The organism is Yoonia sp. F2084L, from assembly GCF_023015625.1.
Lineage (GTDB): Bacteria > Pseudomonadota > Alphaproteobacteria > Rhodobacterales > Rhodobacteraceae > Yoonia.
This window is the reverse complement of sequence record NZ_JALKAH010000005.1, coordinates 47,881-66,132: the sequence shown is the minus strand read 5'-3', so window position 1 is coordinate 66,132 and position 18,252 is coordinate 47,881. Positions and strand designations below refer to the sequence as shown.

Sequence of the window (18,252 nt, the reverse complement as noted above, 5' to 3'; positions counted from 1 at the left end):
CCGCATTAAGAACCGTGCCGCGCTTATTCAGACGGGTCTGGCGCTCTGGCACCGGCTGACAAGGGCAGATGGACAACGACAAAGGCAGCTTCGCAACTGCGCGAGATGCCATAATACGCTTCATGATACGACCACTCGCGTTTGGGTTTCCCTCTGACCTAAAGGCAGTCGGCAAGTGTGGTTGCCATGTTGCGGATCAACTGCGGATACAGTGCTGGACCCGGCTCTAGATCGACACCAAGGGGGTCGATCACGCCAGTGTTGGCTTCGGTTCCGTCTAGAACAGCGGTCACCAAACCTGCGTTGAATTGCGGTTCGGCCAGTACACATGCAACCCCTTCCTCGCGGACCCGTCCTTGGATCTCCGCGATCCGTGCCGGGCTGGGGTCTGCGGCATCGCTCAGCGAAATCGCGCCAGAGGCGGGAAAGTCGAAATCTGTTTCAAAGTACTGATAGGCATCGTGGAACACGACAAAACTTTCGCCACGGACGGGTGCCAATATGGCGTTTACTTCGGCAGATAGAGCCTCCATCTCGGCCCGTGCGGCGGCGGCGTTGGCAAAATATGTGCCTGCATTTTCAGGGTCTGCCGATGACAGCTGTGCTGCGATCAGGTTGAGCCATGTTGTTGCGTTTGTCGGGGCCAGCCAGGCATGCGGGTCATGCGCGCCGTGATCATGGCCTTCATGCGCATCAGTTTCGGTATGCTCATCGTGGTCATGCCCTTCATGGTCGGCGTGATCATCATGGTCATGCGCGTCATCCTTGGCGTGGTCATCATGGTCGTGATCGTCATGCGCTGCCGCCTCGATCGCTTTGTCGTGATCGTGTTCACCACCATCGTCGTGATCATGAGCTTCGAACAAGGCACCCTCGCGGAAATCAAGCAAGGTTGTCTCCTTGGCCTCCAAAAGCGTCACCACGCTTGCGCTGCCAGCCAGTGTGTCAACCGCGTCTTCCATCCATGGGGTCAGATCATGGCCCATCCATACAACGATATCAGCGTCTTGCAGTGCCGTCGCCTCGGACGGCCGCAGGCTATATTCATGGGGGGATGCGCCGGGTGGCAGGATAAGGCTGGGGGTGCCAACCCCCTCCATGACGCGCGCGACAAGGGAATGCACAGGTGCGATATCCACGGCCACATTCGGCACATCGGCCATGGCAGTCCCGCCCATCAAAGTTGCAATTGCAGAGAGTGAAGCGCGCATTCTGGACATTAAGTACCTCATGTGATTTTATAACGTTACCAAGAGTCATAAATGATATAGAATAACATGACAAGAGAGGCAAAAGGCATGTCTGCGGAAAATGCAACACCACTCGGGTTTGAAAAGCACGACCATAAGGCCTGCGTTACACAAGGACTGGCCGCCGCTGAGGACCGTTGCATCGCAAAAGGGCTGCGTCTGACGCCTGTCCGCCGCAAAGTGCTGGAACTTCTGTTGCGTGAACACCGCGCGCTGGGCGCTTACGCGATCCTTGATCTGTTGCGCGACGCGGGCTTTGGTTCGCAGCCGCCAGTGGCCTATCGCGCGCTCGATTTTCTGGCCGAGAACGGGTTTGTCCATAAGATTGAGCGCCTGAACGCCTTTGTTGCTTGCGCCCACCCGGGAGAGAGCCATTCACCTGCTTTCATGATCTGCCGTCGTTGCGATGCGGTGGCCGAAGCCCAATCAACACCGGCCAAAGGTGCGCTTGGCGATGCCGCCCGCGCTGCTGGGTTCCAAATTGAAAAGACGGTGGTTGAGGCCGAAGGCATTTGCCCGTCCTGCGTTGATAAGGCGGATGCATGAGCCTGATTTCTGTCAAAAACCTCAGCGTCGCTTACGGCGCAAATACTGTGTTGCGCAATGTAGCCCTGCATCTGGACCCCGGTGAGATTGTAACCATCGTTGGCCCCAACGGGTCCGGCAAGACAAGCCTGCTGCGCGCCATCATCGGTGCGACTGCTCTGGCAAGTGGTGAAATTACTCTGCAATCTGGTCTGAAAATCGGGTATGTGCCGCAGCGATTGCATATTGACCCAACCCTGCCGATCACAGTCGAACGGTTCATGCGGTTGTCTAACCGCGAGTCAAAAGCAGCGTGCAAGTCCGCGCTGGAAGCGGCGGGTGTGCCGGATCTGTTGAAAAGGCAAATGTCGCAGTTGTCTGGCGGGCAGTTTCAGCGCGTCATGTTGGCGCGCGCCTTGATCAACCGGCCTGACGTTTTGCTGTTGGATGAGGCGACACAGGGGCTTGATCAGCCAGGATCAGCCGCGTTTTACCAGCAGATTGACGCGGTGCGTCAGGACACGGGCTGTGCCGTCTTGATGATCAGCCATGAATTGCATGTGGTGATGAGCGCATCTGACCGAGTGATCTGCCTCAACGGTCATGTCTGTTGCGAGGGCGCACCCGCGGTTGTCGCCTCTGCGCCAGAATATCGCGCGCTTTTCGGGACGGGGACGGGTGGCGCTTTGGCGCTTTACCGGCATGACCACGATCACGATCACGATCACGATCACGACCATGACCATGATCACAACCACAGCCATGCACATAGCCATGAGGCCGCCGAATAATGCTTGATGACTTTATGACCCGCGCCATGCTTGCCGGGGTCGGTGTGGCCTTTGCGGCAGCACCTTTGGGCTGTTTCGTGGTCTGGCGGCGGATGGCCTATTTTGGCGACGCGACCGCACATGCGGCGATCCTTGGGGTCGCCTTGTCGCTGGCACTTGAGGTGTCGGTCTTTGCAGGTGCGATGGCTGTGGCGCTGATGATGGCGCTGACCGTGACGTTGCTGGCCGGACGTGGTTACGCAATGGACACGCTCTTGGGGGTGCTTGCCCATTCGGCATTGGCCTTTGGCCTTGTGGCAGTGTCGTTCCTGTCTGGTGTGCGCATTGACCTGATGGCATATCTGTTTGGCGATATTCTTGCGGTATCGCGGACGGATTTGATGGTCATCTGGGGTGGGGCTGCGCTTGTGGTTGCGATGATCCTATGGCGCTGGTCGGCCTTGCTGACATCAACACTGAACGAGGAACTGGCCTATGCCAGCGGGCTGAACCCCAAACGTGAACAGCTTATTCTGACGGTTTCTCTGGCGATTGTTGTTGCGGTCGCGATTAAAGTGGTTGGCGTGCTTTTGATCGCCGCACTCCTGATTATCCCGGCTGCTGCGGCGCGGGGTCTGGCACGCACACCAGAGGCGATGGCTGTGATCGCGGCTGCAATCGGCACTATCTCTGCAATTGCCGGGTTACAGGGCGCCTATATCTTCGACACGCCCGCCGGGCCATCCATTGTTTGTGTGGCGGCAGTTCTCTTTGCAGCGTTGAACATCATCGGTTGGCGTAGCAAGTCGAGCGCATAGGCGTCAGCCGATGTGTTGGAGCGGGACTCGGGTGTTAGATATGTGTCGCCTGTTCTATGAGATGGAACGCTTCACTGTTCGCTGAAAGCGCAGTTCATACGGACTATGATTGGTTTGACCTGATACTCAAAGACCGATCGTGCTGCGGTCATGGAATTGTCCCGAATGAGCTCAGACCGCTTCGATCTCGACCATGTCCTGCGTTGCTGCCATTGGCCAAGGCACTCGCTTGTGAAGCAGCCGTTGGATGTGCGTCGCATGGTGTCAAATCACTTTGCAGATTTTTCGCGCAGCGCGCTTCCCGCTTGTGTAGGCCCCGCTGACCAATGCAGGGTACCCGCCGTCCATCGCCTCGCCAGCAAAAAACAGGCGGTCGCCCACCGGGGCCCCTAGCGTCTTGCGTACACCAACGTGCCCAGGTTTCACGGCGGCATAGGCACCAAGCGTGTTTTCATCATTCGCCCAATCGGTGCGGAACCCTTTGATGAAATGCTTGCGTGCATCAGAGCCCACAAGTTTCACCAACTCCTCCATTGCGAAATCGACTGTCACGTCGGAGTGTTCGCGGGACAAATCCCACCCCAGCTTTCCGCCGATATTGCCAAACAGGTAGTCATGTCCACATGGCCAAGCGATGAAGTAACAGGCCTTTGTGGGGATCTCATTGGGGACCTGATAGGTCACCCAGTTGTTTTCACCCAAACCCAAGCGTGCGCCATCAAACATCATCGGTACTTTGACAAGCAGGCCCATCGGTAGGTTATGCGCAGCTTCGATCTTTGATGCAGGCAAATCAGGGGTGAAGCGCATCTTACCCGTCGCAAGCACGCCAGTTGACACGGTGATGACACAGACCTTAGCGGCTATTGTCCCGTTGTTGGTTTCGATGCGGACGCCGGTGCCACTCCAGTCAATGTGGGTGACCGTGGTGTTCAGCTTGATGGGCAGCCCCTCGGCTCTGGTGGCGACAACGGATCCCAGACCCTCGCGTACGAAATAGCTTGGTTGATCACTTTTGCCCTGCCAGTCATCCAGCGTCGAGATTTCGTCAAAGTCCACACCATAGTCCATGGGCCCCAGCCACGACTGGATTGCGCCCATCCAAGGCAGATCATTCGGGGTGACCTCTGATGCGGGCACGTCGCGGCCCTTTTTGCCCGCTCTATTCATGCTTTTTTGCAGCGCTTTGGCGTTTTTCGCGTAGTCTTTGTAGTCCTGCGCATTGGCCCGCGATCCATCCATGCGGAAGAGATCGGTCTGTGCATGGGTATGCTCTATCAGCTTAAAGCCGCTCTTGCGCGCAATCTTGGCATAAGGATTTTTGTTCGCCCCAGACACCCATGACGCCCCCATGTCTACGGGCACGCCAAAACTCTCGCTTTGCGTCCATGCGCGCCCGCCGACCCGGTTTGCGGCCTCAAGAACCATGACAGATTTCCCGCCTTTCAGCAGTCTCCGTGCGGCACCCAGCCCAGCAGAACCAGCGCCGATCACCACAACGTCTGGATTTGTTGGAAGGTTTGCAAATGTAGGGTCGGGCATGATCTGCCTCCTCAAAAAGTGCTTTTGTTCATCAGTCTTCGTGGTCGACAGCGGCAAAGAATTTGCGGATGTATTTGGGCACGTGCCAGCTGCATTCGGTCCCTTTGGGCACGAAGAACGCATCGCCTGCGGTGAACGTCTGGCTGATGCCGCCAAGTTCTTTGATTGTGACTTCGCCAGCGACCACGAAACAGAACTCATGGCTGGGGAAGGGTTCGATTTCGCCCTCGAACGCTTGGCAGTCCCACAGACCCACGGTCATGGCTCCGTCGTCACTGGTAAAGAATTCGCGTTCGCGTTCGACCGCACCTTCCACGTCTGGCAGGATATCGTCGCCGGTCAGTTCCAACGTGGGGTCAATCACAATGACGCCGCCTTTCGCGGATGCGATCTTGGGGGTGTCCGCATTTGGATCCAGCAGCGTCAGGTAGAATTTCTTGAGGTATCCGTCCTGTTTCCAGCTGACCGGAATGCCGTTGCGAAAGGCGACCAGTTGACCTTTTTCCACGGGCACCCCGTCGCCATCGCCATCAAGCATCGCGAACCGGCCTTCCAGCACGACGATGAATTCGTCGCCGGGGTAGGGGCCGAACGCCTCTTGCATCGTCGTCGTGTCCCAGACGCCCACGTTTAGACCACGCGTTGCATCGCTATAGTAAACGTGAACGTTCTGTTCCGGTAAGGGCGATTGGAAATCAGCCGGGTCAAGGTCCATCCGTGTCAGGCCGGCCGGTCCGTTTTCGTGCATGCGGATGACGCGAGGGGCTATGGTCATGAGATGCCTTTCTGGCGGTTGCCGCTTCTGTCGCGAAATAGCGAGTCTTATCATCCTTGGCGCAGGTTCGCGTGAAAAGCAACGAATGAATAGGCATTCAGTTAAGATTCACTCCTACCGTCTGTTTGTTAGATCGCAAATGTAGAAACCATGTTGTGACTTCTGGTTGAATGCTATGAAAATTGCATGATTTCTTATCATATTCGAAGGAAATCACCTGATTTAAAGATCTGATCCGGGTCTTGATGCAACTGCATGCGATGTGACGGATTCGGACCGTTAGGGGCTGACATGGCTGATCTTCAGTTCGTTTGATGTCGCAAATTTCACCATATTATATCAATTTTTCAGCTGTTTGACTGATTGCTTAATGAATCCTTGACTGCGACATTCTGTTGACCCAACGTAATGAGTGAACAGTCATTCAGTGATTGCGATCAATATATGACGTATCGAGTGACCCAAAGAAAGAAAAGCTTCGGGATAGGAGATTTCGCTATGGACGTAATTGACCAACTCAATGCAGTGAAAACGGGTAAACTGTCGCGACGCGCTTTTCAGAAAACCTTGCTGGGTGCGGGCATTGGCATAATGACAACGCCTTTTGCTGCCAGCCGTGCCGCAGCGCAGGACGCCCAAGGCACGCTGTTTACCTGGGGTGGTTTTGACATTCCCGATCTTTATACCAGCTACGAGGCCGCGAATGGTGCGCCGCCTGATTTTGCCGTCTTTGGTGGTGCTGAGGATGCGCTGACCCGGATGCGCAGCGGCTTTGTCGTAGATGTCGCTCATCCTTGCCACACTGATATGGTCCGCTGGGTACAGACTGGCTTGTTCCAACCGATTGATACCTCGCGTTTGTCGAATTGGGGTGATGTGTTGCCGGAACTGGTCGCATTGGAGTCCAACGAGGCCGAGAACGGTATGCCGTGGATGGTGCCGTTTGATTGGGGTGGCACGTCGATCACCTATCGTACTGATCTGGTCGAGATTGAGGGTGAGGAAAGCTGGGATATTCTTTGGGACGAACGCTATGCCGGGAGGATTGGTATGCTCGCCTCTGGCGGTGACGCTTGGTGGTGTGCGGCGATCAAAGCGGGCGTGCCGTTTGACCAGATCGCCACGGAAATGGCGTTTGAAAAGACGTCTGCAGCTTTGCGTGAACAGCGGCCGTTGGTCCGCGTTTACACGGATGACACGACAACTCTGGGGCAGGCCTTGTCCTCGGGCGAAATGGTCGCCGCGATGACCTGGAACAGCACTGCCGTTGAGCTGCAAGCCGAAGAAATCCCTGTCCGCTTTGCCCAACCCAAAGAGGGCGCGCTGACGTGGGTTTGCGGTTTGATGATGCATAAAGATGCCCCAAACCCCGACCGCGCCTATGACATTATCGACAGCATGCTGAGTGTTGAGGCGGGCGAGTTCATGATTGGCGCGTATGGTTACGGCCATTCGAACGCCAAATCATTCGAAAGCTTTACCGACGATGAATTGCAAGGACTGGGCCTAAGTGCAAACCCTCGTGAAATCCTGGACGCTGGTCAATTCTCGATCCCGCAAGAGCAGGAGTGGGAAAGCCGCATGAACGAAACCTACGAGTTGATCAAGGCCGGGTTCTGATCTGATGCGGGGGCCCAGGGGGGCACACTATGAACTGGACAGGTCATGGTAAGCGTACCTGACGCAGCACCTGTGCGACGCAACCGCCTGACTGCATGGTTTCGGCGCAGCGAAGCGGCCCAAGGTTATGCGTTGATGTCGCCTACGTTAGTGGTGTTGGTCGTTGGTATTGCCGTCCCGCTATTGATCCTGATCGCGATGAGCATGTGGACCCGCGACGGCTTTGGTTTTGATATGACACCGACCTTTGCCAATTATGAACGTGCTGCGACTGAACCGATCTTTGGCACGCTGCTGACCCGGTCGTTCTTTGTTTCTGGCTTGGCGACCTTTTTTACTGTCCTTTTGTGTTACCCAATGGCCTATTACGTGGCCTTCCATGTCCATCGCAACAAGATGCTTTGGATCGTCCTGATGACCTTGCCGTTCTGGACCAGCTATCTGCTGCGCGTTTTCGCGTGGCGGGTGATTTTGGGGTATGAGGGGGTGATCAACTCGGCCTTTTTGACTGCCGGTTGGATCGAGGCACCGCTCGAATTTTTGCTCTATAGCCAGACGGCAGTGATTATCACGCTGGCCCATGCCTGGGCCGCTTTTGCAATCCTGCCCCTTTATGTGTCGCTTGAGAAGATCGACAAATCCTTGCTTGAGGCCGCGACTGATCTGGGAGATGGCCCGTTCACGCGGTTCATGCGCATCACCTTGCCCCTGTCGATGCCCGGTGTGATTTCCGCCTGTTTCCTGATCTTCATTCCCACCACCGGTGATTACATCACGCCTGCGTTGCTGGGCGGCCCGGATGGGGTGATGATCGGCAATCTGATCCAATTGCAGTTTGGCCCTGTGAACAATTGGCCCATGGGGTCGGCCCTTTCCATCGTGTTGATGGCATGGATTGCCGCCCTTGCGCTGGTGTTCTTGTTCCTGACCCGCAAGGCGAAGGATCAACTGGCATGAGGGAAGGCACCTATATCAAGCAGCCGAACCGCGCATTGCAGGTCTATGCGATTGTTTTTCTGATCGTGCTCTATCTACCGGTCCTGTTCATTCCCTTGTTTAGCTTTAACGATTCCATCTATGTGCGTTTTCCGATGCAGGGGCTTACCTTTCATTGGTATGCGGACCTGTGGACGCGCGACACCGTATGGGCTGCGTTGAAGAACAGCCTGACAGTGGGTCTGTGGGTGTCTGTTATCTCGACATGCCTTGGTGTTGTCGCCGCACGCGCGATTACCCGCTACCAGATGCCCGGCCAGAACGCGATTGTCACCTTTGCCATGCTGCCGTTGATCGTGCCCGGCGTGATCTTTGGTGTGGCCTTGCTGGTTTTGGTTAGCCGTCTGGGTATTCCGTTGTCGCTCTATACCGTCGGTTTTGGGCATCTGATCATCTGTCTGCCCTTCGCCATCGCGACCTTGCTGCCCCGGTTTGAGGGGTTTGATCGGTCGATGGAAGAAGCCTCGGCCGATTTGGGTGAAAACGGCTGGTGGACGTTTTGGCGTGTGACCTTTCCGATGGTGGCACCCGGCATCGTGGCCAGCCTTTTGCTGACTTTCACCATCTCTTTTGACGAATTCATCATGACCTTCTTTTTGTCCGGCACGGACACCACCTTGCCGATCTATATCTGGACCCAACTGCGGTTCCCCCGCGAATTCCCTGCTGTTCTGGCCCTGTCGACCATCATCCTTGCGCTGTCGTTTGTGATGGTTTTCGTGGCCTTGTGGATCGGGCGCTTGGGTGCGGTGCGCGATCAGGTCAAAGCCACCAACGAAGGAGCCTGACCTTATGACCGACGACGCCTTTATCTCGATCCGCAATGTGGGCAAGTCCTATGGCAGCTTCCGCGCCATTGAAGAAATCTCTTTGGATATCGCCCATGGCGAATTCTTTTCGCTACTGGGTGCATCGGGCTGTGGCAAAACCACATTGCTGCGGATGCTGGCCGGGTTTGAAAGCGTGTCATCCGGCGAGATTTACATTGATGGCCAGCCGATGTCGGATGTGCCGCCGTTTCAGCGCCCTGTGAATATGGTGTTTCAGAACTATGCTATCTTTCCGCATCTGAATGTCGCACAGAATATCGGGTACGGTTTACGCAAGCTCAAACTGCCCCGCGCCGATCAGGACCGCATGATTGATGAGATGTTGGAACTGGTGCAGCTGACCGGTTATGGCAAGCGCCGCGCGCATGAATTGTCGGGCGGGCAGCGTCAGCGGATAGCATTGGCCCGTGCCTTGATCCTGAAGCCCAAGGTGCTGTTGTTGGATGAACCCTTGGGTGCGTTGGATAAGCAGTTGCGCGAACAGATGCAGATGGAATTGCGCCGCTTGCAGCGCGCGATTGGTATCACCTTTGTCTTCGTCACCCATGATCAAGAAGAGGCGCTGACTTTGTCGGACCGTATTGCCGTGATGTCGGGCGGTGAGGTGTTGCAGGTGGACAGCCCAAGTGGTCTGTATGAAGCGCCCAAGACCCGCGATGTGGCCAGTTTTATCGGCAATATGAACTTCCTTGATGCGCAGGTCACAGGCCGCGTGAATGGCCACGCTTATCTGGATGTGCAGGGCATTGGGAAGATGGATATCCCGGTGAAAGGCACGACCCTGACCGAAGGTGACAAGGTCAGTGTGGCCATCCGCCCGGAAAAGCTGATACTGCATGATACGGCACCAGCGGGTGACGCCATCGCAGGTGAGATTGAATTGACCACTTACCTAGGCGAGCGAAGCCATTATCATGTCCGCGTTCCGGGGTGTGATGTACCGATGGCGATTTCGTCCCAAAACAGTCATATGCACGACCCCGACGAGGCCAAGACAGGCCGTCCTGTTTGGCTGACCTGGCCTAATGATGCGCTGATCGTGCTTGAAAGGTAGACCCGCATGAATACTCGTACCGCAGCTAAACCACGCAGCAAACCCAAAACCAAACGCCGCACGGCCCCCAAAGAGGTCCGCCGCCTGCAGCTGATTGAAGCCACGATTGCCTGCATTGCAGAGCGCGGTATTTCCGGAACCACAATGGCCGCTGTGACGGGGCGGGCCGGTCTGTCGATGGGCATTGTCAGCCTGCATTTTGACAGCAAGGACAACCTGCTTAACGCCACACTGACGCATCTGTCGCAAGAGGTGCGACGCACCTGGGTCAATGTTGTTCAGGACGACACAATGAAACCTGCGCAAAAGCTATGGGCCGTCGCCATGTCCAGCTTTGATCCGCGCATCTTTAACCCCACCACCATCGCCGTCTGGTTCGCCTATTTCGGCGAAGCGCGGTATCGGGCGTTCTATCGCCGCATAGTGGAATCCTTTGATGACGAACGCTCTGACGTGTTTGAAGAGCTTTGCGAACATCTGGTGCCCGAAGGGACGGATACCCTCGCACTGACCAACAGTATCGAGACCTTTGGCGATGGATTATGGCTGAATGCGATCCTCTATCCAGAGGAATTCACCCGTGAATACTGTATGATCCAAATGGCGACGTATCTGGCTGCCATGTTCCCGGATCACTTTGGCGATAACCGCGCAAAGACCGTCATATGACATGCTTGCCACACTCACGCAGGGGGTTCATGGCAGGTGCGGCAAGTGCCGCGTTGTTGCCGATGGTGGCGCGCGCGCAACCCACCAACCCTGATGTGGTGGTGATTGGTGCCGGTGCGGCAGGCATCGCGGCTGCACATCGCCTAATTGCGGGTGGCAAGACCGTTGTGGTGATCGAGGCCGCTGACAGGATTGGAGGCCGCGCCTATACTGAAGCCGACAGCTTTGGTGTGCCTTTCGATCAGGGCTGTTCATGGCTTCAAGGGCCGCGTTCCGGGGTGCCGCAAGTCGGTCTGGCGCGCGAGTTGGGCTTTACCTTGATTGATCACAATGGTGCCGATGAAGTGCTCTACGTTGGCGACCGTCCGGCCAACAGCGCTGAGTTGAGCGCCTATCACCGTGCGTATGAGCAGATTGAGGCGCGCGTTTACGGCATAGGCGATGTGTCTGCCGCATCGCGACTGCCTGCTGATTTGCCCTTCTCTGCTGAGGCGCAAAGCTGGATTGGTCCGATGGACTTTGGAGTTGATTTTGCGGATTTGTCCACGGGCGATATGAATTCCTACGGTAGCTATGCCTATAATTATCTGGTGAAAGAAGGGCTGGGTACGCTGGTTGTGGCGCATGGCCAAGGCTTACCCATTCGCACCGGTGTTGCCGCCACAGCCATTGACTGGAGCGGTGAAGGCGTGCGTGTGGATACGACCGATGGCACAATTTCCGCTGCGGTTTGTATCGTGACCGTCTCGACTGGCGTGCTGGCCTCAGGTGCGATCAAGTTCACCCCCGCATTGCCGGTTGAAAAGGCCGAGGCCATTGCCGATGTGCCGATGGGTTTGCTGGCCAAGATTGCCCTGAAATTTGATGGTGAACGGTTCGGCTTGCGCGAAAATGATTTCCTGACGTATGCCGTGCCAAACGATGTGCCCGCAGAGGCATGCTATTTCCTGACGTGGCCCGCGGGCATTGATGTCGCTGTCGGTTTTGTGGGGGGTCAGTTTGGGTGGGACCTGTCCCGGGCGGATGAGGCCGAGGCGGTGGATTTCGCCTTGGGGGAATTTGCCAACATGATGGGCAGCGGCGCGCGGACCCATTTTGTCAAAGGTATTATGACCGACTGGGCGATAAATCCGCTTACTCTTGGTGCTTACGCCGCCGCCAAACCGGGGCACTTTGCGTCGCGCAAAACGCTCGCTGAACCTTTGGGTGATCGCGTCTTCTTCGCGGGTGAAGCCGTTGCCGGCCGCTATAAGGCTCTGCTGTCTGGTGCGCATCTGAGTGGTGATTTCATTGCTGGCGAAGTGGTTGATGTGTTGGGCGGCCCCGGACTTTGTGGTTCGTGCGAGGCCCGTGCCGATCAACGCGAACGCATGTTAGAGGCGCAGGAGGATGAATAAACCGACCGGTCCCATCGCCTCAAAGTCCTTGCGCGACCCCCGCTATGATGTGCTGTTCGAGTCTGTCCAAATTGGCCCGGTGCAGACCCGCAACCGCTTTTATCAGGTGCCGCATTGCAATGGGATGGGCCATCAGTATCCATCCTCGATGGCCGAAATGCGGGGTATCAAGGCCGAGGGTGGCTGGGGAGTCATTTGTACCGAGCAAGTGGAGATTCACCATACCTCTGAACTGAGCCCGGTGATCGAAGGTCGCTTGTGGGAAGATCGTGACATTCCCGTGCTGCGCAAAATGACCGACAAAATACACGAACATGGCAGTCTGGCCGGGGTTGAGCCGTGTTACGATGGTCTGGCGACCCCAAACCGTTACAGCCGCGAAATTCCGATGGGGCCGTCGCCGCGCCCAGTCAGCTATATTGATCCGGTACAGGCCCGCGGCATGGACCTGCGCGATATTCGCGATCTGCGCCGCTGGTATGTCGATGCGGCGAAACGCTCAAAAGAAGCCGGGTTCGATATCATCTACGTCTATGCGGGCCACGATCTGAATGCATTGTCGCATTTTCTGTCGCGTCGCTGGAACCATCGGACGGATGAATACGGTGGTAGTCTGGAAAACCGCCTGCGTCTGCTGCGTGAAGTGCTGGCCGATACCAAGGACGCGGTTGGCGATACTTGCGCCGTTGCTTTACGCTTTGGCGTTGAGGAGATGTTGGGCGATGAAGGCTTGTCGAGCGAGGGTGAAGGCCGTGATGTGGTCGAAATGCTCGCTGACATTCCTGATCTGTGGGACGTGAACCTGAGCGATTGGGACAATGATTCCATGACATCGCGTTTTGCTGCCAGCGGGTTTCAGGATGCCTATGTGAATTTCGTCAAGAAGGTCACGAACAAGCCCGTTGTTGGCGTGGGGCGCTACACGTCGCCCGATGCGATGGTGTCGTTGATCAAGTCCGGTGCGCTGGATCTGATAGGCGCTGCCCGCCCTTCCATCGCTGACCCGTTCCTGCCCAAGAAGGTTGAGGAAGGCCGGATCGAGGATATTCGCGAGTGTATAGGCTGCAATATCTGCGTCACTGGTGACTTTCTGGCGACGCCTATTCGTTGCACGCAGAACCCCACGATGGGCGAGGAATGGCGCAGGGGCTGGCATCCTGAAAGGATTGCCACGCGTCATGCCGATGAGAGCGTGCTGATCGTTGGGGCTGGTCCATCCGGGCTGGAAGCCGCCCGCGCTTTGGGTCAGCGCGGATATATCGTGGCCTTGGCCGAGGCGGGCACCGGTTTGGGTGGCCGTGTCGCTGCGGAGGCGGCTTTGCCGGGGTTGGCTGAGTGGAAGCGCGTCTCGGACTACCGCGAATACCAGATCAGCCAAATGGCGAATGTGGGGATTTATCTGGACAGCCGCCTGACGGCTCGGGACGTGCTGGAATATGGTGCGGATCACGTTGTGATCGCCACCGGGGCCCATTGGTCTGACAGCGGGATTGGCCGCGCGCATCACGCCGCAATCCCGCGCGAAGATGGCGCCAATATCGTCACCGTGAATGCGATCATGGCCGGGGCGGAAGTTGCTGATCCGGTCGTGATCTTTGACGATGATCACTATTATATGGGCGGCGTTATTGCTGAAAAGCTGCGCCTTGCAGGCCATGAGGTGACGCTGGTCACACCGCAGGGGGATGTGTCGCATTTTACCCATAACACCCTGGAGCAGCATCGTATTCAAAAGCGCCTGATGGAGTTGGGGGTTAAGATCACACCCCTTCATACGGTCACGGATATTGAGGTGGGCAGTGTCACTCTTGAGTGCATCTATACTGAAAAAGAGCATGACATTGATTGCGGCACCTTCGTTCCTGTTACGATGCGCCAACCTGAAGATGCGCTTTATCATGAGGTTGAGGCGCTGATTGAAGCGGGCGCAAGTGGCCCGCAAACCCTTACCCGTATTGGCGATTGTCTGGCGCCCGGCACCATTGCAGCCGCCGTCTATGCAGGCCACCGCTATGCCCGCGAGTTGGGTGAGCCAAAGACCGACGCGCCCCCGTTCAAACGCGAACTTCCTACCCTTGCCACCGATTGATCTGACAGAAAAGGCAGCGTGCGCCATGTCCCGCGACCCACGATATGACATCCTGTTTGAACCTCTGAAAATCGGTCCGGTGACGACCAAGAACCGCTTTTATCAGGTGCCCCACTGTACTGGCATGGGCTATCTGCGTCCAAATACGCTGGCCCATATGCGCAGGATGAAGGCCGAAGGCGGTTGGGGTGTGATTTGTACCGAGTACAATTCGATCCATCCGTCGTCTGATGACCTGCCGCATGTGTCGGCGTCTTTGTGGGATGACAGTGATATTCGCGCCCACTCACTGATGACCGATATGGTGCATGAGCATGGGGCGCTGGCAGGAGCAGAGCTTTGGTATTCAGGTGCGCGGTCCGCCAACCTTTACACCCGCTTGCCGTCGATGGATGTCACGTCGATGCCCAATCTGGCGGGCCAGCCGTTTCAGACCAAGGCGATGGATAAGACTGACATCAATAACCTGCGGCGCTGGCATAAAAAGGCGGCCCTGCGGGCGCGGGACGCCGGGTTTGATGTCGTCTATGTCTACGCCACCCATGGTTACATGCTGGCAAATTTTCTGGACCCGACCATCAACACCCGCAGCGATGAATATGGCGGCAGTTTGGAAAACCGCATCCGCCTGACCCGCGAATTGATCGAGGAAACGAAAGAGGCCGTGGGCGATCGCTGTGCCGTCGCCGTGCGGTTCAAGTCGGATGAGACCATTGGCGCGGATGGTCAGCCCGAATACGGCGAGCGCCGCGAGATGTTTGAGATGCTGGCGGATTTGCCGGACCTTTGGGACATCAATATCGCCGACTATAGCCTTGAGATGGGGGTATCGCGCTTTACCAAAGAAGGCGCGTTGGAACCTTATATGGAGTGGGTGAAATCGGTCACCGCAAAGCCGGTTGTGACGGTGGGCCGCTTTACGTCTCCCGATACGATGGTCAGTCAGATCAAGCGCGGCATCACCGATCTGATTGGCGCGGCGCGCCCTTCCATTGCTGATCCGTTTCTGCCCAATAAGGTGGAAGAAGGCCGGTTTGAGGATATCCGCGAATGTATCGGCTGCAACATTTGCTATTCGGGTGACAGCACCGGTACGCCGATCCGCTGCACCCAGAACCCGACGATGGGTGAGGAATGGCGCAAGGGCTGGCACCCGGAAAAAGCCGCCCCTGCGAGATCTGATGCCAGTGTCCTGATCGTTGGCGCTGGTCCTGCCGGGCTGGAAGCATCGCGCGTGCTGGGCCTGCGTGGCTATAACGTGATGCTGGCCGAGGCGACCCGCGAGTTGGGCGGTCGTGTGACCCGCGAAGCTGCCTTGCCGGGGATGAGTGAATACATCCGCGTGCGCGACTATCGCGAACAGCAGCTTTTAAAGATGCTCAATGTCGAGGTTTTCCGTGAAAGCCGCCTGACCGCAGAGGATGTCTTTGCGACCGAGGCTGACCATGTAGCAATTGCAACGGGGGCTGTTTGGAACCGGACGCGCTTTGATGGCAAGGCTTACGTGCCTGTGACCACTGACGGTGCGGGCGTATTTACCCCCGATGACATCATGGATGGCAAGCTGCCCAATGGTCCGACCGTCGTGTTTGACGGTGATAACTACTACATGGCCGGGGTGATTGCCGAGGCGGTGATCAATGCGGGCCACCCTGTCACTTACGTCACCGAAAGCGACAATGTATCGGCCTGGGCCGAGATGACATCAGAACGCTGGCGCATTCGCACGCATTTGATGAAAATGGGGGTTAAGATCGTGACGGCCCATGCCTTGACCCGGTTTGATGGGGCAGAGGTGACTTTGGCCTGTGAATATACGGGTGCAGAGCAAAAACTGGCGGCTGAGGCCGTGGTGATGGTGACGCAGCGCACGCAGAACGCGGGGCTATACCATGAGATTTTGGCCACCGTGGACGGTGACGCCAGCAAGCTGCCTTTTAACCTCAAACTGATCGGCGATGCCGAAGCTCCAGCGATTATCGCAGCGGCCACTTACGCGGGCCATCGCTATGCCACCGAGGTGGATGAGGCCGTCGATATTGACGATCCGATGAAATACGATCGCCCGGATGTCGGGGCCGTTTTGCCGGAAGCGGCACCCCCGGTTTTGGCAACGTCGCCCGCGCGGCAAACTGTGGATGCCCGGTATTTGCTGACCTTGCAGGAGTACTACGAAGAAGAGGTGTCAGGCGAGGCGTGGTATCGCGCTTTGGCGGACCTGTTTGAGGGTGCGCGCCGCAATAAGATGCTGCGCTTGGCCGAGGTGGAAGGGCATACCGCGCAGATTGTGCGCCCTTTGATTGATGCCTATGGGTTGGCCCCGAAAGCTAGCTCAGCGTTGCAGGAAAAGGGGCGCAAGGCTGCGCAGAGTGGTCCGCAAGAGTGGGATGCGTTGCTTGACCAAATGCGTGCTGACTTTCCGCAGTACATTGATGATTTTAAGGCGCTTGAGGCCATGGCCCCGCCGCAGGACCGCGCCATTTTGAAGCGCATGACCGAGCATGAGGTTGTTGCGATTGAGTTCTTGGCGCTAGAGGCGGCGGGTGATCCGCAGAGTAGTGCACCGTTGGATGCGTTTCTTGCCGGGCCAGTTGCCACAGCGAAGGTGGCCTGACCTATGGGTGTGATCGCCAATGAACGTAGCGTCTTGTCGCACAGCCTTTGGGCTGCGACGGCGAATGATGCACCGGACCGTCCCGCCCTTGCGGATGATGTGACGTCGGATTGCGTGATCATTGGTGCGGGCTTTACCGGGCTGTCCGCTGCGCTGCATTTGGCGCAGACTGGCGCGCGGATTACTGTGTTGGAGGCGGAAACGCCCGGGTGGGGTGCATCAGGCCGCAATGGTGGGCAGGTCAATCCGGGGCTGCAGGACGGGCCGGATGCGCTGGAGGCGCAGTTTGGGCCAGAGATAGGCCGCAGGATGACGGATGTGTCTGGTGGTGGCGGTGATCTGGTGTTCGGCTTGATTGCGCAGCATGGGATTGATTGCGACGCCAACAGGGTCGGCTGGATCAGGGCCGCGCATACCCGCAAGGCGCTGGATGAGTTGGAAAGCCTTGCGGATCAATGGCGCGCGCGTGGGGCTGTGGTTGAACCGTTGTCTCGGGATGAACTGACCCGGCTGCTGGGCGTGAATGACTATCTGGGTGGCACGATTGACCGGCGGGGCGGAAACTTGCACCCGTTGAATTATGCGCTCGGGCTGGCGGATGCGGCGGAACGGCATGGTGCGCAGATTTTTGGTGACAGTCGGGTGATGGGATACACGGCCAAGGACGGTCTGGTGACGGTGAAGACCGCTGGTGGATCGGTGACGGCACCCAAGGTGTTGGTGTGTACCAACGCCTATACCGGTGATCTGGGCAAACCACTGGGCAAGTCTGTGATGCCTGTGACCTCTGTGCAGGTGGCGACGGCCCCGCTGAGTGATAATATCGCACAATCCATCCTGCCCGAGGGACACGCGGTGTCGGACTCGCGCCGTGTGCTGATTTATTTCCGCAAGGATGCTGCCGGGCGCTTTATCATTGGCGGTCGTGGTGCCACGCGTGATGCCAGTGTGCGGGCGCGGCAGGCCGCGTTACGCGCGAAGGCTGAACAGCTTTATCCGCTGCTAAAGGGTGTAGAATGGACCCATGCCTGGGGCGGCGATGTTGCGCTGACCCGTGATCATTTGCCGGGACTGCATTTGCTGGCATCCGGCGTGATGGCGGGGCTGGGCTATAACGGGCGCGGCGTCGGGATGGCGACTGTGATGGGCAAGGTGCTGGCGGATTGGGCCAGTGGCGTCCCTGATGATGCGCTGGATTTCCCTGTCACCAAGGTGCGCCCAATCCCGTTTCACCAATTTCGCAATCTGGGGCTCGGCCCCACCGTTGCCGCACTGCGCTTGCTGGACCGTGTGGGGCTGTGAC

The 18,252-nt window shown here is 57.3% G+C and carries 15 protein-coding genes; 12 read left to right on the top strand and 3 right to left on the bottom strand.

Features of this window, described 5'->3' with window-relative positions:
* Nucleotides 1–158 precede the first annotated feature (158 nt).
* Nucleotides 159–1,178, bottom strand: coding sequence for a zinc ABC transporter substrate-binding protein (locus MWU60_RS14340; RefSeq protein ID WP_247228078.1), 1,020 nt, complete (start codon nucleotides 1,176–1,178; stop codon nucleotides 159–161).
* A gap of 120 nt (nucleotides 1,179–1,298) precedes the next feature.
* On the opposite strand from MWU60_RS14340, the gene MWU60_RS14335 reads away from it, so the two are divergent.
* The 3 genes from MWU60_RS14335 to MWU60_RS14325 are packed head-to-tail and all read left to right on the top strand — an operon-like array spanning nucleotide 1,299 to nucleotide 3,363.
* On the top strand, nucleotides 1,299–1,796 hold the full coding sequence (locus tag MWU60_RS14335; RefSeq protein WP_247228077.1) for a transcriptional repressor: 498 nt from the start codon (nucleotides 1,299–1,301) through the stop codon (nucleotides 1,794–1,796).
* On the top strand, nucleotides 1,793–2,566 hold the full coding sequence (locus MWU60_RS14330) for a metal ABC transporter ATP-binding protein (protein WP_247228076.1): 774 nt from the start codon (nucleotides 1,793–1,795) through the stop codon (nucleotides 2,564–2,566). The genes MWU60_RS14335 and MWU60_RS14330 overlap by 4 nt, the downstream gene beginning before the upstream one ends.
* Nucleotides 2,566–3,363 (top strand): metal ABC transporter permease, encoded by a 798-nt coding sequence (locus tag MWU60_RS14325; protein ID WP_247228075.1) that lies wholly within the window; start codon nucleotides 2,566–2,568, stop codon nucleotides 3,361–3,363. The genes MWU60_RS14330 and MWU60_RS14325 overlap by 1 nt, the downstream gene beginning before the upstream one ends.
* Before the next feature lie 264 nt (nucleotides 3,364–3,627).
* On the opposite strand, the gene MWU60_RS14320 is transcribed toward MWU60_RS14325, so the two are convergent.
* Both MWU60_RS14320 and MWU60_RS14315 read right to left on the bottom strand, forming a co-directional pair.
* Entirely contained in the window at nucleotides 3,628–4,905 is a 1,278-nt protein-coding gene (locus MWU60_RS14320; RefSeq protein WP_247228074.1) for an NAD(P)/FAD-dependent oxidoreductase, read from the bottom strand.
* A gap of 31 nt (nucleotides 4,906–4,936) precedes the next feature.
* On the bottom strand, nucleotides 4,937–5,680 hold the full coding sequence (locus tag MWU60_RS14315; RefSeq protein WP_247228073.1) for a cupin domain-containing protein: 744 nt from the start codon (nucleotides 5,678–5,680) through the stop codon (nucleotides 4,937–4,939).
* A gap of 498 nt (nucleotides 5,681–6,178) precedes the next feature.
* Here MWU60_RS14315 and MWU60_RS14310 point away from each other — a divergent pair, with 498 nt between their 5' ends.
* Genes MWU60_RS14310 through MWU60_RS14270 form a run of 9 tightly spaced genes read left to right on the top strand, consistent with a single transcriptional unit; the run spans nucleotide 6,179 to nucleotide 18,251 of the window.
* Nucleotides 6,179–7,300, top strand: coding sequence for an extracellular solute-binding protein (locus MWU60_RS14310; RefSeq protein WP_247228072.1), 1,122 nt, complete (start codon nucleotides 6,179–6,181; stop codon nucleotides 7,298–7,300).
* Nucleotides 7,301–7,345: 45 nt separating this feature from the next.
* Nucleotides 7,346–8,257, top strand: a complete 912-nt coding sequence (locus MWU60_RS14305) for an ABC transporter permease (protein ID WP_247228071.1) — start codon at nucleotides 7,346–7,348, stop codon at nucleotides 8,255–8,257.
* Nucleotides 8,254–9,084, top strand: coding sequence for an ABC transporter permease (locus MWU60_RS14300; protein WP_247228070.1), 831 nt, complete (start codon nucleotides 8,254–8,256; stop codon nucleotides 9,082–9,084). Before MWU60_RS14305 ends, MWU60_RS14300 begins: the two co-directional genes overlap by 4 nt.
* Before the next feature lie 4 nt (nucleotides 9,085–9,088).
* Nucleotides 9,089–10,180 (top strand): ABC transporter ATP-binding protein, encoded by a 1,092-nt coding sequence (locus MWU60_RS14295; protein WP_247228069.1) that lies wholly within the window; start codon nucleotides 9,089–9,091, stop codon nucleotides 10,178–10,180.
* A 6-nt stretch (nucleotides 10,181–10,186) separates the two neighbouring features.
* Nucleotides 10,187–10,849 (top strand): TetR/AcrR family transcriptional regulator, encoded by a 663-nt coding sequence (locus tag MWU60_RS14290; protein ID WP_247228068.1) that lies wholly within the window; start codon nucleotides 10,187–10,189, stop codon nucleotides 10,847–10,849.
* Entirely contained in the window at nucleotides 10,846–12,246 is a 1,401-nt protein-coding gene (locus MWU60_RS14285; protein ID WP_247228067.1) for an NAD(P)/FAD-dependent oxidoreductase, read from the top strand. Before MWU60_RS14290 ends, MWU60_RS14285 begins: the two co-directional genes overlap by 4 nt.
* Nucleotides 12,239–14,335, top strand: a complete 2,097-nt coding sequence (locus tag MWU60_RS14280) for an FAD-dependent oxidoreductase (RefSeq protein ID WP_247228066.1) — start codon at nucleotides 12,239–12,241, stop codon at nucleotides 14,333–14,335. Before MWU60_RS14285 ends, MWU60_RS14280 begins: the two co-directional genes overlap by 8 nt.
* Before the next feature lie 25 nt (nucleotides 14,336–14,360).
* Nucleotides 14,361–16,949 carry an FAD-dependent oxidoreductase gene (locus MWU60_RS14275; RefSeq protein ID WP_348644694.1) on the top strand — a complete coding sequence of 863 codons (2,589 nt, stop codon included), beginning with the start codon at nucleotides 14,361–14,363 and terminating at the stop codon, nucleotides 16,947–16,949.
* A gap of 3 nt (nucleotides 16,950–16,952) precedes the next feature.
* On the top strand, nucleotides 16,953–18,251 hold the full coding sequence (locus MWU60_RS14270; RefSeq protein WP_247228065.1) for an FAD-binding oxidoreductase: 1,299 nt from the start codon (nucleotides 16,953–16,955) through the stop codon (nucleotides 18,249–18,251).
* The last annotated feature ends 1 nt before the right edge of the window (nucleotide 18,252 follow it).